Raw genomic sequence first — 13896 nt, 5'->3', positions numbered from 1 at the left:
GCGTTCCGCGGCGTCGGTGTGCTAGCAGCCGCGGCAAATGCCCTTGATCTTGCGGTCGACGATTACGTCCTCCTGATCGAGGGTCTGCTGCGACGCCGATGTTGCGGCGGGAATGTCGGCGGCGCGCGGCTGGCGATGGCCGACCGGCGCCGACCATGGCCTGGTCGCGGTTTCGTTTGCCGCGTATGCGCCGGGGGCCTCGACCGTCGCCGCGAAGGAAGTGGTCGCCATGGCTGAAGACAGAATTGCAGCCAGGCCAAGTCGCCGAAAACAGATCATGGAAAGCTCCATACAGTCATCGCCGCGTTTGCGCGCGGCTCTGATGGATGGATTGTGTCGGTCGAACTCGTATTCCTCGCTCCGCCGAAGGTGATGACGCGCTCGCGGTTCGGTGATCGGGCCGGAGGAAATATTCTTCGAACTGTCACGGTCATTGGTCACAGGAGCCGAACTTGGTCGGCTTCATCCATCGTGCGGAGAAACCCAATGACCAAAATGACCATCGCGACGGTTGCGCTGATTGCGGCAGCTGCGTTCTCGGCTCAGGCGTTCGCCGCCGGCAACAATGCTGCGATGCGGCGCGCCCATGCTCAGGCGACGACACAGGTCGGCAGCAAGTCCACCGACTGCGTGCGCGCGCCGAATGTCGGTTCGTTCGCAACCGCGCCCTTCACCGAGCCGCCCTGCATGCCCGGCACGATGCGCTGAGCGCGCCCAGCAAAAAGCCCCGGACTGCGAGGTCCGGGGCTTTGCATCATCTCTTCTGCGGTCGGCCTATTCCGGCTTGCCGATCGATACCTTCAGCGTGCCGACACCGTCGACACCGCATTCGAGCTTGTCGCCGGGTTGCAGCTGCGAGACGCCGGCCGGCGTGCCGGTCATGATGATGTCGCCGGCGGCGAGCTTCACCTGCTGCGAGAGCTGCCAGATGATCTCCGGCACGTTCCAGATCAGCTCGGTGAGGTCGCCCTTCTGCGCCTCCTTGCCGTTGACGGTGAGCCAGATCTTGCCCGCGGTCGGGTGGCCGATCTTTGCGGCCGGCTGGATCGCGGAGCAGGGCGCGGAATAGTCGAACGACTTGCCGATCTCCCAGGGCCGCTCCTTCTTGCGCGAGGCGATCTGCAGGTCGCGGCGGGTCAGGTCGATGCCGACCGCATAGCCGTAGACATGCTCGAGCGCCTTGTCGGCGGGAATGTTCAGTCCGCCGCTCTTCATCGCCACCACCAGTTCGACCTCGTGATGCAGGTCCTTGGTCAGCGGCGGATAGGGGATGGTCGCACCATCAGGCACCAGCATGTCGGCATGCTTGCCGAAGAAGAACGGCGGCGCACGCTCGTCATTGCCCATCTCCCTGATATGCTCGAGATAGTTGCGGCCGACGCACCAGATGCGGCGGACCGGATAGGTGCCGGATTCGCCGACGACGGGAAGCGAGGGCTGCGGGGGAAGTGGAATGACGGTGGAGGCGGCGTTCATGAACGGGTCCCGGAGGGTTGAAGGAGGGAGCGCGGCCGGTATTTACGCGCTTACGCCGCGCAGGGCTAGTGGCTGTGGCTGCATCCGGCGCAGAGGTGAGGCCAGCTTTCCGCCGAGCACACCCGTCGCGGGCGAGCGGTGAAGCCCAAGGGGATGTTCAAGGGGATGTTCATGAGGAAGTGGCTTTCAATCGGCCTTGCGCTGATCGCTGTAGCCCTGGTCGCCGCCGCCGTCCGCTTCTTCACGGTGACCCCGGAACGGATCGACCGCGGGCAGAACAAGGTCCAGCGCGTGGCGCTGGAGATCACGCCCGCCGCCCGCGCCTTGCAGGCGAAGCTCGACGTCGCCGACATGCACGCGGACAGCCTGCTGTGGAAGCGCGACCTGATCGCGCGATCCGATCGCGGCCACATCGACCTGCCGCGTCTGATCGAGGGGCACTACGCCCTGCAGGTGTTCTCGTCGGTCACCAAGTCGCCCAAGGGCCAGAACTATGATGCCAATGGCGGCGACAGCGATACGATCACCAACCTCGCCATCATCGATCTGCAACCGCCGCGGACCTGGTTCTCACTGCTGCAGCGCTCGCTGTGGCATGCCGAGAAATTGCGGAGCTTCGCCGAGCAGTCCGGCGGACGGCTTCGCCTGATCACGACGCCGGCCGACATCGATCGCCTGCTTGCCGACCGCAAGACCGGCGTGACGGTGGTGGGCGGCATGCTGTCGATCGAGGGGCTGCAGAATCTCGAGGGCAACATCGGCAATCTCGACGTGCTCTACGCCGCCGGGTTCAGGATGGCTGGTCTCGCCCATTTCTTCGACAATGATGTCGCTGGCTCCATGCACGGCGTGGCCAAGGGCGGACTGACGCCGCTCGGCCGCCAGGTCGTGCAGCGGATGGAGGCGCTCGGAATGGTCGTCGACCTCGCCCATGCCAGCCACGCCGCGGTCGCCGACGTGCTGGCGATGGCGACGCGCCCGGTGGTCTCGAGCCATGGCGGCGTGCAGGCGACCTGCAAGGTCAACCGCAACCTCACCGACGATGAAGTCAGGGCTATCGCACGGACCGGCGGCGTGATCGGCATCGGCTATTGGCAGGGGGCGGTCTGCTCGCTCGATCCGAAGGATGTCGCGCGGGCGATTGCCTATGTCCGCGACCTCGTCGGGATCGACCATGTCGGCCTCGGTTCGGATTTCGACGGCTCGACCACCACGGGATTCGATGCGAGTGGGATCGTCGCCGTGACCCAGGCCTTGATGTCGAGCGGATTCTCCGAGGACGACATCCGCAAGGTCATGGGCGGCAATGTCCTGCGCGTGCTGCGCGCAGGTCTTGCGGCCAAGGGATAAGAAGATGAACCTCAGCCGGTTGCGCTGACCGGCGCGAGCTCGATCACGTCGTGACGATGCTGCAGGCGGAAGAACGAGGCGTAGCGGCCGCCGCGGCGCAGCAGATCGTCATGGCGTCCGCGCTCGACGATCTCGCCGCCCTCGACCACCAGGATCGCATCGGCATGCATGATGGTGTGCAGACGGTGCGCGATCACGATCGTGGTGCGGCCCTGGCAGAGATGCTCGATCGCTTCCTGCACCTGCTTCTCGGACTCCGAATCGAGCGCGGCGGTGGCCTCGTCGAGCAGGATGATCGGCGCGTTCTTGATCAGCGCGCGGGCGACTGCGATGCGCTGGCGCTGGCCGCCGGAGAGCTGGGTGCCGTGCTCGCCGACCGGCGTGTCATAGCCGAGCGGGAAGCTCATGATGAAGTCGTGCGCGCAGGCGGCCCTGGCGGCGTCGATGATCTCGGCCTCGCTGGCATCAGGCTTGCCGAAGGCGATGTTGGCGCGGATCGTGTCGCGGAACAGATAGACGTCCTGGCCGACATAGGCGGTCTGCCGGCGCAGCGATCTGCGCGACACCGACGAGATCGACTGTCCGTCGATCAGGATCTCGCCGGCTTGCGTCTCGTAGAAGCGCAGCAGCAGCGCGAGCACCGTCGACTTGCCGCCGCCGGAGGGGCCGACCAGCGCGGTGACCTTGCCGGGCTCGGCCATGAAGCTCATGCGGTTCAGCACCGGCTCGCCGGGTCGATAGGCGAAGCTGACGTCGCGCAGTTCGATCCGCGCGTCGGAGAGTTTCAGCGCCGGCTTGTCGTCGTCGGTCTGCTCGCTTGCCGGGCTGTCGACGACCTCGAGCAGCATCCGCGCGCCGACCAGCTGGCTGTTGAGGTCGATGTTGAGCCGCGCCAGCCGCTTGGCCGGCTCGGTCGCCATCAGGAAGGCGGTCAGGAAGGTGAAGAACTGGCCCGGTGTGGAACCGAGCGCCACCACGCTATAGCCCCCATACATCAGGCAGCCGGCGACCGCGAAGCCGCCGAGCATCTCCATCAGCGGGTTGGAGCGGTTGGCGACCCGCGCCATCTTGTTGGCGTTGCGCTCGACGATCGCGATGTTCTCGTCGATCCGCTGCTGCATGGTGTCTTCCAGCGTGAACGCCTTCACGGTGCGGATGCCCTGCAGCGATTCCTGCATCGTCTCCATGATGTCGGCGGTGCCGGTGAACTGGTTGTAGGCGAGGCCCTTGATCCGCTTCACCAGCTTGCGCAGCATCAGCATCGCCGGCGGCACCGCCACGAGCCCGATGAACGACATCAGCGGGTCCTGCCAGACCATCACGGCGAGCATGCTGATCAGCATCAGGAAGTCGCGGCCGATCGCATTGACCAGCATGTTGAGCACGTCGGTGATCGACTTGGCGCCGGCCGTCAGCCGCGCCAGGAATTCCGACGAGTGCCGCTGCGAGAAGAAGCCGATGCTTTCGCTCATCAGCTTGGCGAACAATTGGCGCTGGTTCTGCGCCAGGATGGCGTTGCTGATCTTGGTCAGGATCACCATGTGGCCGTAGGTCGCCACGCCCTTGATGAACAGCAGCAGGACCGTAATCCCGGCGAACATCGCGATGCCGGGAATGTTCTTGTCGACATAGGCCTGGTTGATCACCTGGCCGAGCACATAGGTGGCGCCCGCCGTCGAGCCCGCCGCCACGGCCATCAGGGCGAACGCCGTCAGATAGCGCCGCCAGTAGGTAATCCCTTGTTCCATGACCAGGCGGCGAATCAGGACCGCCGCGCCGTAGGGATCGTCGGTAATTTTCTTTGGAAACTGAGCCATCCGCGGTCCATTGACGGCGGGCCGTGCCGGCCGTCAGGTTGCGGGACCTCATTGCCCGCTTGGCGGGGCTTTTTCAAGCCCAATAACGGCTTGATAACGGCTTGATTTTTAGGCCGATTCTGCCTGTCGCGCGGGGCCGCCGCGCTCCCGGAACAGCTTCTCCTCCCAGGCCAGTGCATGGGTTGCGATGGTCTCGAGATCGTCGTAGCGCGGCGTCCAGTCGAGAGCCGAGCGGATCCTCGTGGTGTCGGCCACCATGGTCATGATGTCGCCGGGCCGTCGCGCGGCGTAGGCGACGGCGAAATTGCGCATCGAGACCCGGCGCACCGTCTCGATCGTCTCGAGCACGGAATAGCCGCGGCCATAACCGCAGTTCAACGTCACCGATTGCCCGCCGGCGCGCAGATAGGACAGCGCCGAGCGATGCGCTTCGACGAGATCGCTGACATGGATGAAGTCGCGCACGCAGCTGCCGTCCTGTGTCGGATAGTCGGTGCCGAACACGTCGATCTTGGCGCGCTGGCCGGTCGCGGCCTCGACCGCGATCTTGAGCAGATGGGTGGCGCCGACGGTGGCGAGGCCGGCGCGTCCTTTCGGGTCGGCGCCGGCGACGTTGAAGTAGCGCAGCACGACGTAGCTCATGCCATGGGCAGAGGCGACATCGTGCAGCATGATCTCGGTCATCAGCTTCGAGGAGCCGTAGGGCGACAGCGGACGGGTCGGCGCGATCTCCGGCACCGGCACCTGGTCCGGATTGCCGTAGACGGCCGCGGTCGAGGAGAAGATGAAGCGGTTGACGCCGGCTTTCACCGCGGCATTGAGCAGGCTGCGCGTCGTCATGGTGTTGTTGCGGTAGTAGCCGAGCGGATCGCGCATCGAGTCCGGCACCACCACGGAGCCTGCGAAATGGATGATGCTGTCGATGCCGTGCTGGGCGATCACGCCCTCGACGAGGTTCTCGTCACCGGCATCGCCGATGAACAGCGGCACGCCGTCGGGCAGGAACGCGGAGAAGCCGGTGGAGAGATTGTCGATCACGACGACGCTCTCGCCGGCATCGACCAGCGCATGGACCATGTGACTTCCGATATAGCCGGCGCCGCCGGTTACGAGCACGGTCATGGATAGAGCTCTCCCGATATCTTTGGCCGGCGATGCTAGCGGGAGCGCGGTGAAGAGGGGGTTTCGACCCAACCGAACTGGCCACTATGCTTAATGTTGCGTATAGGAACTGGCGCGAAACGGAGACTTGCGTGCCGATCGAGAACACACCTGCGCCCGAGCTCGAGCTCATCGTGCCCAATCTGCACCGACGCTATTCCGGTGTCACCGCGACCAACCGCATGGTCGCGCCGAAGCTTGCCAAAATGTTTCGCGCGGCTTGGCTCGGCTCGCATCGGCCCGACGGCATCGACGCGATGGGATTTGCCGATCTGATGCGGCTGTGGCGGCGCGCGTCGCCATTGATCTGGCATGCGCGGCGCAATGACGAGATGATCGCAGGGCTCGTGCTGCGTGCGCTCGGCTGGCCGCTGAAACTGCTGTTCACGTCAGCCGCGCAACGTCACCACACCTGGCTGACGCGCTGGCTGATCCGCAACATGGATGCGATCATCGCGACCAGCCCGCTGTCGGCGTCGTATCTGAAGCGCGAGGCGACCGTGGTGATGCATGGCGTCGATACCATCAGCTATGCGCCGCCGGCCGATCGCGCGGCGGCCTTCGCCGAGAGCGGATTGCCGGGACGCTATGCGATCGGCTGCTTCGGGCGGGTGCGCGCGCAGAAGGGCAGCGACGTGTTCGTCGAGGCGATGTGCAGACTGCTGCCGCGCTATCCCGATTTCACCGCCGTCATCGTCGGCGCCGTGGTGCCGGAGCAGCAGGTCTTTGCCGGCGAGTTGAAGCGGCGCATCGAGGCGGCCGGCCTGCAATCGCGCATCATCATCACAGGTGAATTGCCGATCGAGGATGTCGTGCGCTGGTACCAGCGGCTGACGATCTACGCCTTCACCTCGCGCAACGAAGGCTTTGGTTTGACCCTGATCGAGGCGATGTCGGCAGGCGCGGCGCTGGTCGCGGCGCGCGCGGGCGCTGCCGAGTTCGTCGTCGATGGCACGACCGGCGTGCTGACGCCGACCGGCGATGCCGACGCGCTGGTGGCCGCGCTCGAGCCGCTGATGCGCGATCCGGCGTCGGCAGCGGCGATGGGGGCGCGGGCCCGCCAACGAGTTGTGGATAAGTTCAGCCTCGATGCGGAAGCGCGCGCAATCGCGGCGGTCTATCGCAAGCTGATCTGAGCCAGCACGCGTTGCGCGATATCGACGACCTCTTCGGCTGCGATGTCGCGCATGCAGCGATGGTCGTTCATGGTGCAGACCGTGCGCTGACACGGCTGGCACGCGAGCTTGCTCCTGGTCTGCCGCACCGTTGCGGCGAGCTCATTGAGCGGGGCCCAGAGATAGGGGTCGGTCGGGCCGAAGATGCCCATGGTCGGCGTGCCGATCGCGGCCGCGATGTGCATCAGCCCGGAGTCGTTGGCGATGGCGACATTGGCCGCGGCCATCGCCAGCACGCCATTGCGCAGATCGGTGCCGGTGAGATCGCGGACCCGCGCGCCGCCGGCGGCCGCGATCTCCTGCGCCAGCGCCTTCTCGCCGGGGCCGCCGACCACCCAGACGTCGAAGCCGCGCTCGGCGAACAGCCGCGCGGCTTCCGGATAATAGGTCCAGCGCTTTGAGGCGCCGACCGAGCCGGGCCCGAGTGCGACGGCGGGGCCGGTGCCGAGGCCGTTGGCCTGCCGCCAGCGTCCGATCTCGTCGGCGGGAACCCGGAGCTGCGGCACAGGCCATTCGCCCGGGCGGGGCGCGCCGTCGGGCAGCGCCAGCACGGCGTTCTTGTCGATGAAGCGCGGCAGCTTCCTTTCGCCCCAGCGCATGGCGTTGATCAGGCCGAATCGCGCCTCGCCAAAGAAGCCGACCCGCTCCGGGATCCCGGCCAGCGCCGGCGCGATGGCCGACTTCCAGGTGCGCGGCATCACCAGCGCGGTGGCGTAGTTCCGGGAGCGAAGCTCGGCAGCGAGTTCCCGCTGCTTGCCCAAGGCCAGCTGGCTGCGCGGCAGGTCGTAGACGAGCCCGGCGCGGACACCCGGCATATAATCGACCAAAGGGGCGCACAGGCTTGACGTCAGCAGATCGACCGGCCGATTGGGCCAGCGCTTGCGGAGAACCCGGACCACGGTGTGGCCGCGCACGAAATCCCCAATCCAAACATAGGGTACGATCAGGATAGGTCTGCTATCCTCCGTATCCTGTGTTTCGATATCATATATTGAATCAATATTCATTTCTAAAAGGGCCAAGACCGGGTCGGACGCGGCCAAGTCGGTAACTGGTTCGCGATTAGAGGTAAAGCCGTCGTTGCCTGTGGCGCCGGAGTGGGGCAAAGCTGGCGGCTGCAAAGGAATCTGGCGGGATTTCATCATGTTTCTGGTAACCGGGGGCGCCGGTTTTATAGGCTCGAACGTCGTGGCCGCGTTGAACGACGCCGGGCGCAGCGACGTCGCGGTCTGCGATATCCTTGGGCACGACGGCAAGTGGCGGAACCTGGCCAAGCGGCAGCTTGCCGACGTCGTTCCCCCGACCGAACTCGGCGACTGGCTGAAGGGACGGCGGCTGGACGCTGTCATCCATCTCGGCGCCATCTCTGAGACCACGGCGACCGACGGCGATCTGGTGATCGAGACCAATTTCCGGCTCTCGATGCGGCTGCTCGACTGGTGCACCGCGAATGCCACGCCGTTTATCTATGCCTCTTCGGCCGCGACCTATGGCGACGGCGAGCGGGGGTTCGACGACGACGGGTCGGTCGAGGGGCTGAAGCGGCTGCGGCCGATGAACCTGTACGGCTGGAGCAAGCAGCTGTTCGATCTTGCGGTCGCCGAGCGCGTCGCGAAGGGCGAGCGGCTGCCGCCGCAATGGGCCGGGCTGAAGTTCTTCAACGTGTTCGGGCCGAATGAATATCACAAGGGTACGATGATGAGCGTGCTGGCGCGCCGCTTCGACGACATCAAGGCGGGCCGCGTCGTGCAGCTGTTCAAGTCGCATCGCGATGGCATCGCCGATGGCGATCAACGCCGCGACTTCATCTATGTCGACGATGTCGTGCGGGTGATGATGTGGCTGATCGCGACGCCGCGGGTCTCCGGGCTGTTCAATGTCGGAACCGGCGAAGCGCGCAGCTTCAAGGACCTGATCGTCTCGGCCTATGGCGCGCTCGGCCTGCAGCCGAACATCCAGTATGTCGAGATGCCGGAGCAGATCCGCGGCAGCTACCAGTACTTCACCCAGAGCGTTGTCGATCGTCTCGGGCGCGCCGGATACAATGGCGGCTTTACTCGGTTGGAAGACGCGGTCTTGGCCTATGTGAAGGGCTTTCTCGACCGCCCAGATCGCTATCGCTAAGCGGATCAGTGTGACAGATGTTCGATTTTGAAGCGATCTCGCGTGCGATGTCCGGTCAGACCGTGCTCTGCGTCGGCGACCTCATGCTCGACGAGTTCGTGTACGGCGAAGTGTCGCGAATCTCGCCGGAGGCGCCGGCGCCGGTGATCGCGGTCAGGCGCAGCGAGAGTAATATCGGCGGCGCCGGCAACGTCGCGCGCAATATCGCCGCGCTCGGCGGGCGCTGCATCTTCGTCGGCCTGATCGGCGAGGATGCCGCCGGCACCGCGTTGAGTGAGGCGCTGGCGAAGGAGGCCGGCATCGAGACCGTGCTGGTGCGCGACGCCGCGCGACCGACCACGCGCAAGGTGCGCTTTGTTTCCGAACAATTCTCGACCCACATGCTGCGCTCCGATTGGGAGCTCGCCGCGCCGGCGGCGCCCGCCATCGAGCAGCAGCTGATCGACGCGATCCTGCCGCATCTTGCCCGTGCCGACATCGTGCTGCTGTCCGACTACGCCAAGGGCGTGCTCACCGCGCGCGTGATCCGCAACGTGATCGACGCTGCGCGCCAGGCCAAGAAGCGCGTGATCGTCGATCCCAAGAGCGCCAATCTCGCGATCTATCGCGGCGCCACCGTGCTGACGCCGAACCGGAAGGAATTTGCCGAGGCGACCCGCAGCCGCGCCGACAGCCAGGAGAGCATCGCCCAGGCCGCGCCCGATGCGATGTATCTCGCGGATTGCGAGGCGATGCTGGTGACGCAGGGCGAGCGCGGCATGACGCTGGTGACGCGGGACGGCGGCTCGATCCATGTGCCGGCGCTGCCGGTCAAGGTGCGCGACGTCTCAGGCGCCGGTGATACCGTTGCGGCGGCGTTGGCGCTGGCGCTGGCGGGTGGTGCCGACTGGGACGGCGCGCTGCGGATCGCCAGTGCCGCGGCGGCGGTCGCGGTCGGCAAGACCGGGACCGCGATCGTCAGGTCCGCCGAATTGCGGCGAAGGATCCTGCCGCACGCCTCGCTCGCGGCCGAGGACAAGATCGTGCCGGCCGGCGGCGATATCGATGCGCATCTCGAGGAATGGCGCAAACAGGATCTGCGCATCGGCTTCACCAACGGCTGTTTCGACATCCTGCATCCCGGCCACGTCAAGGTGCTGACCGCCGCGCGCAGCACCTGCGACCGCCTGATCGTCGGGCTGAACAGCGACGCTTCGGTGAGGCGGCTGAAGGGCGAGGGGCGTCCTGTGCAGAACGAGCGGGCCCGCGCCGAGGTGCTGGCGGCGCTGGAAGCCGTCGACCTTGTCGCAATCTTCGAGGAGGACACGCCGATCAATCTGATCACGAAGGTGCGGCCGACCGTGCTGGTCAAGGGTGGCGACTACACCCGCGAGCAGGTGGTCGGTCACGAGATCGTCGAAGCCGCCGGCGGCGAGGTCGTGCTGGTCGAGATCCTGCCCGGCCACAGCACCACGTCGCTGGTTGCCCGGGCCCGTGAGGGCAAGGCGTGAGCGCGAGCGTGGCATCTCAGGCCGGCGCCGCGGCGTGCCCGGCCTGGCGCGATCCGGCTCGCTGGCACACTGCGACCGATGTGGTCGCGGTGCTGATTGCGCTGTCGATGCCGTGGTCGACCTCGCTGGTCGGCATCTTCGGCGTGGTGCTGCTGATCGCGATCGCGCCGACGGTCGACCTGAGGGCGTTCTGGACGCTGCTGAAGCGGCCGATCTGCGTGGCGCCGATCGCGCTATTCTGCCTCGCGCTGGTCGGCACGCTCTGGTCGGACGCCGCATGGGGCGCGCGATTCTACGCGGTCGGGCCGACGGCCAAGCTGCTGGTGCTTCCGGTCCTGCTCTATCATTTCCAGCGCTCGACGCGCGGGAGCTGGGTGTTCGTGGCCTTCGTGATATCCTGCACGCTGTTGATGGTGATGTCCTGGCTGGTGTTCGCCTATCCCGGCCTCGCATTGAGGGCGCCTGGTCCCGGGGAGCAGGGAGTCTTCGTCAAGAACTACATCAACCAGAGCCAGGAATTCACGCTGTGCGCGGTCGGGCTGTCCTATCCGATCGTCATGCTGTTGCGGGAAAAACGGGTCCTACCGGCCGTGCTGCTGATCGCGATTGCGCTCAGCCTGTTCGCCAACATGGCGCTGGTGGTGGTGTCGCGGACCGCGATGGTGACGGTTCCGATCATGTTTGCCGTGTTTGCGCTGCTCCATCTGCGCTGGCGCAGCATCATCCTGATCGCTTGCGCGACCGCCGCGTTGTCCGTGGTGGCGTGGTATGCGTCGCCGCAATTGCGCTGGACGGCCGAGTCATTCCAGCGTGACTACAAGCTCTACATGGAGCGCAACGAGCCGACGTCGATGGGTTTGCGGCTGGAATTCTGGCGCAAGTCGCTCGGGTTCTTTGCCGAGGCCCCGCTCGTCGGCCATGGCACCGGCTCGACGCGCGGCCTGTTCGAGCGCGTCGCGGTCGGCGGTGAGACCCAGGCTAGCGGCGGGGTGGTCGGCAATCCTCACAATCAAACGTTGAACGTCGCCGTGCAGTGGGGCATTCTGGGCGTCGCCATACTTTACGCCATGTGGCTGTTGCATCTCTTGCTGTTTCGCGGCGATGGTCTCGCCAACTGGATTGGACTCCTCGTTGTGGTGCAGAATATTTTTACTTCGTTGTTTAATTCACACATCTTCGACTTTCACGAAGGCTGGATGTATGTGCTGGGCGTCGGGGTAGCCGGCGGCATGGCGTTGAAGGGGCGATTGGGGACCGATATGGAACCCGAACCTCCCGTCGGTCCATGATCGCTGGCAAGGGCTGTGCAGATACGCTATCAGCCTGCCAATGTCCCATCGCGAACTCCCAGCTGCCGGCAACCCGTCTGTTAGATGACGCGTCTTTCACAATTCACCCTGCGCAACTTCCTGATTATGGCGCATGACGCGCTCGCGACGACGTTTGCGTTGCTGGCGAGCTTTTATCTGCGTTTCGAGGGCAGCCTCCTTACCGACCGGCTGCCGCACCTGCTGCGCATTCTGCCCTGGTTCGTGCTGTTCAGCGTTGCGGTCAGCTATTTCTCCAACCTGACCACGGCGAAATGGCGCTTCACCTCGCTGCCGGACGCGGTGAATATCCTGCGGGTCGCGGCGGTGCTGACGCTGGCACTGGTCGTGCTGGACTATGTCTACTTCTTCACGGGATCGAGTTCGCAGAGTCCGGTGTTCCTCGGCCGGGTCACGATCATCCTGTTCTTCTTCCTTGAAGTGTTCGCGCTGAGCGCGTTGCGCATCGGCTATCGTTATTTCCGCTATTCGCGCACGCGCCTGCATGCCCGGTCCGACAATGCCGCGCCTGCGCTGCTGGTCGGACGCACTGCCGACGCGGAAGTCGTGCTGCGCGGCATCGAGAACGGCGCCATCAAGCGGCTCTGGCCGGTCGGCGTGCTCTCGCCGTCGAACGCGGATCGCGGCCAGATGATCCGCAACATTCCCGTGGTCGGCGGCGTCGATGACATCGAGGCCGTGATTCGCGACTTCGAGACCCGCCAGCGGCCGATCAAGCGCGTGGTCATGATGCCCTCGGCGTTCGAGCCGGAGGCGCATCCGGAGAGCGTGCTGATGCGCGCCAAGCGGCTCGGCCTGATGGTCAGCCGCCTGCCGTCGCTGGAAGGCGGCGATGCGCCGCGGCTCACCAATGTCGCGGTCGAGGACCTGCTGCTGCGGCCGAGCCAGAAGATCGACTACGCGCGCCTTGAGGCGCTGGTGCGAGGCAAATCCGTGATCGTGACCGGCGGCGGCGGCTCGATCGGCGCGGAAATCTGCGACCGGGTCGCGACCTTCGGCGCGGCGCGCCTCCTGGTCGTGGAGAATTCCGAGCCGGCGCTCTATGCGGTGACCGAGGCGCTGTCGGCGCGCGACACCGGCGCCGAGATCGAGGGCCGGATCGCCGACATCAGGGATCGCGAGCGCATCACGCGCCTGATGAGCGAGTTCAAGCCCGACATCGTGTTCCATGCCGCGGCGCTCAAGCATGTGCCGATCCTGGAGCGCGACTGGAGCGAGGGGGTCAAGACCAACATCTTCGGTTCGGTCAACGTGGCCGACGCCGCGCGCGCCGCGGGCGCCAGCGCGATGGTGATGATCTCGACCGACAAGGCGATCGAGCCGGTGTCGATGCTGGGCCTGACCAAGCGTTTTGCCGAGATGTATTGTCAGGCGCTGGACCATGACCTGATGACCGAGGCGAAGGGCAAGGCGCACATGCGGTTGATCTCGGTGCGGTTCGGCAACGTGCTGGCGTCCAACGGGTCGGTGGTGCCGAAGTTCAAGGCGCAGATCGAGGCCGGCGGACCGATCACGGTCACCCATCCGGACATGGTTCGCTACTTCATGACGATCCGCGAGGCCTGCGATCTCGTGATCACTGCGGCCACGCACGCGGTGACGCCGGCGCGGCCCGACGTCTCGGTCTATGTGCTGAACATGGGACAGCCGGTGAAGATCGTCGATCTCGCCGAGCGGATGATCCGGCTGTCGGGCCTGCAGCCCGGCGTCGATGTCGAGATCGTGTTCAGCGGCATCCGTCCCGGCGAGCGGCTGAACGAGATCCTGTTCGCAAGCCAGGAGCCGACGCTCGAGATCGGCGTCGCCGGCGTGATGGCGGCGAAGCCGAACCAGCCCCCGATGGCGACGCTGCGCAAGTGGCTCGCGGCGCTGGAGGATGCGATCGAGAGAGATGACCGCGTGACCATCCACGCCGTGCTTCAGGATGCCGTGCCCGAGTTCGGATCGAATGCCGCCTGACCGCGCCGTCCTGCGC

The 13896-nt window shown here is 65.8% G+C and carries 12 protein-coding genes; 7 read left to right on the top strand and 5 right to left on the bottom strand.

Annotation, left to right across the window (positions count from 1 at the left end; all coding sequences use genetic code 11):
* Positions 1-21: 21 nt before the first annotated feature.
* Positions 22-441 carry a hypothetical protein gene (locus V5279_RS30815; RefSeq protein WP_338690927.1) on the bottom strand — a complete coding sequence of 140 codons (420 nt, stop codon included), beginning with the start codon at positions 439-441 and terminating at the stop codon, positions 22-24.
* A gap of 45 nt (positions 442-486) precedes the next feature.
* Between V5279_RS30815 and V5279_RS30810 the strand changes: the two genes are divergently transcribed.
* Entirely contained in the window at positions 487-708 is a 222-nt protein-coding gene (locus V5279_RS30810; RefSeq protein ID WP_338690926.1) for a hypothetical protein, read from the top strand.
* Positions 709-774: 66 nt separating this feature from the next.
* Here V5279_RS30810 and V5279_RS30805 read toward each other — a convergent pair whose 3' ends face one another.
* Positions 775-1476: a fumarylacetoacetate hydrolase family protein gene (locus V5279_RS30805; protein WP_029085308.1), complete on the bottom strand. Its 702-nt coding sequence runs from the start codon at positions 1474-1476 to the stop codon at positions 775-777.
* Positions 1477-1647: 171 nt separating this feature from the next.
* Between V5279_RS30805 and V5279_RS30800 the strand changes: the two genes are divergently transcribed.
* Positions 1648-2826 carry a dipeptidase gene (locus V5279_RS30800; protein ID WP_338690925.1) on the top strand — a complete coding sequence of 393 codons (1179 nt, stop codon included), beginning with the start codon at positions 1648-1650 and terminating at the stop codon, positions 2824-2826.
* An 11-nt stretch (positions 2827-2837) separates the two neighbouring features.
* Here the strand turns inward: V5279_RS30800 and V5279_RS30795 are convergent, their stop codons facing one another.
* Positions 2838-4643, bottom strand: coding sequence for an ABC transporter ATP-binding protein (locus V5279_RS30795; protein WP_338690924.1), 1806 nt, complete (start codon positions 4641-4643; stop codon positions 2838-2840).
* A gap of 108 nt (positions 4644-4751) precedes the next feature.
* Positions 4752-5765, bottom strand: coding sequence for a UDP-glucose 4-epimerase GalE (gene galE / locus V5279_RS30790; RefSeq protein ID WP_166305826.1), 1014 nt, complete (start codon positions 5763-5765; stop codon positions 4752-4754).
* 86 nt (positions 5766-5851) lie between these two features.
* Between galE and V5279_RS30785 the strand changes: the two genes are divergently transcribed.
* Entirely contained in the window at positions 5852-6940 is a 1089-nt protein-coding gene (locus V5279_RS30785) for a glycosyltransferase family 4 protein (RefSeq protein WP_414645851.1), read from the top strand.
* On the opposite strand, the gene waaF is transcribed toward V5279_RS30785, so the two are convergent.
* Positions 6922-7986: a lipopolysaccharide heptosyltransferase II gene (waaF, locus tag V5279_RS30780; protein ID WP_338690923.1), complete on the bottom strand. Its 1065-nt coding sequence runs from the start codon at positions 7984-7986 to the stop codon at positions 6922-6924. The two genes, V5279_RS30785 and waaF, sit on opposite strands and share 19 nt — an antisense overlap.
* Before the next feature lie 136 nt (positions 7987-8122).
* Between waaF and rfaD the strand changes: the two genes are divergently transcribed.
* The 4 genes from rfaD (at position 8123) to V5279_RS30760 (ending at position 13880) form a co-directional block, all read left to right on the top strand.
* The gene (gene rfaD, locus V5279_RS30775) at positions 8123-9103 is read left to right on the top strand and encodes an ADP-glyceromanno-heptose 6-epimerase (RefSeq protein ID WP_338690922.1); all 981 of its coding nucleotides are present in this window, start codon (positions 8123-8125) and stop codon (positions 9101-9103) included.
* A gap of 17 nt (positions 9104-9120) precedes the next feature.
* Positions 9121-10593: a D-glycero-beta-D-manno-heptose-7-phosphate kinase gene (gene rfaE1, locus V5279_RS30770; RefSeq protein WP_338690921.1), complete on the top strand. Its 1473-nt coding sequence runs from the start codon at positions 9121-9123 to the stop codon at positions 10591-10593.
* A complete protein-coding gene (locus V5279_RS30765; protein ID WP_414645850.1) occupies positions 10590-11882 on the top strand; it encodes an O-antigen ligase family protein in 1293 nt (430 codons plus the stop codon). Before rfaE1 ends, V5279_RS30765 begins: the two co-directional genes overlap by 4 nt.
* An 84-nt stretch (positions 11883-11966) precedes the next feature.
* Positions 11967-13880, top strand: coding sequence for a nucleoside-diphosphate sugar epimerase/dehydratase (locus tag V5279_RS30760; protein ID WP_338690919.1), 1914 nt, complete (start codon positions 11967-11969; stop codon positions 13878-13880).
* Positions 13881-13896 lie beyond the last annotated feature (16 nt).

The sequence above is a fragment of the Bradyrhizobium sp. 26S5 genome, assembly GCF_036923295.1.
GTDB classification, from domain to species: domain Bacteria; phylum Pseudomonadota; class Alphaproteobacteria; order Rhizobiales; family Xanthobacteraceae; genus Bradyrhizobium; species Bradyrhizobium septentrionale.
This window is presented reverse-complemented; position numbering and strand designations above follow the sequence as displayed.

What these genes read in the sequence shown, in the direction of transcription:
- V5279_RS30760 (WP_338690919.1), top strand. Translation starts at nt 11,967, where the DNA reads ATGACGCGTCTTTCACAATTCACCCTGCGCAACTTCCTGATTATGGCG.
- rfaD (WP_338690922.1), top strand. Translation starts at nt 8,123, where the DNA reads ATGTTTCTGGTAACCGGGGGCGCCGGTTTTATAGGCTCGAACGTCGTG.
- V5279_RS30805 (WP_029085308.1), bottom strand. Translation starts at nt 1,476, where the DNA reads ATGAACGCCGCCTCCACCGTCATTCCACTTCCCCCGCAGCCCTCGCTT.
- rfaE1 (WP_338690921.1), top strand. Translation starts at nt 9,121, where the DNA reads ATGTTCGATTTTGAAGCGATCTCGCGTGCGATGTCCGGTCAGACCGTG.
- waaF (WP_338690923.1), bottom strand. Translation starts at nt 7,986, where the DNA reads ATGAATATTGATTCAATATATGATATCGAAACACAGGATACGGAGGAT.
- V5279_RS30800 (WP_338690925.1), top strand. Translation starts at nt 1,648, where the DNA reads ATGAGGAAGTGGCTTTCAATCGGCCTTGCGCTGATCGCTGTAGCCCTG.
- galE (WP_166305826.1), bottom strand. Translation starts at nt 5,765, where the DNA reads ATGACCGTGCTCGTAACCGGCGGCGCCGGCTATATCGGAAGTCACATG.
- V5279_RS30795 (WP_338690924.1), bottom strand. Translation starts at nt 4,643, where the DNA reads ATGGCTCAGTTTCCAAAGAAAATTACCGACGATCCCTACGGCGCGGCG.
- V5279_RS30810 (WP_338690926.1), top strand. Translation starts at nt 487, where the DNA reads ATGACCAAAATGACCATCGCGACGGTTGCGCTGATTGCGGCAGCTGCG.
- V5279_RS30785 (WP_414645851.1), top strand. Translation starts at nt 5,852, where the DNA reads ATGCTTAATGTTGCGTATAGGAACTGGCGCGAAACGGAGACTTGCGTG.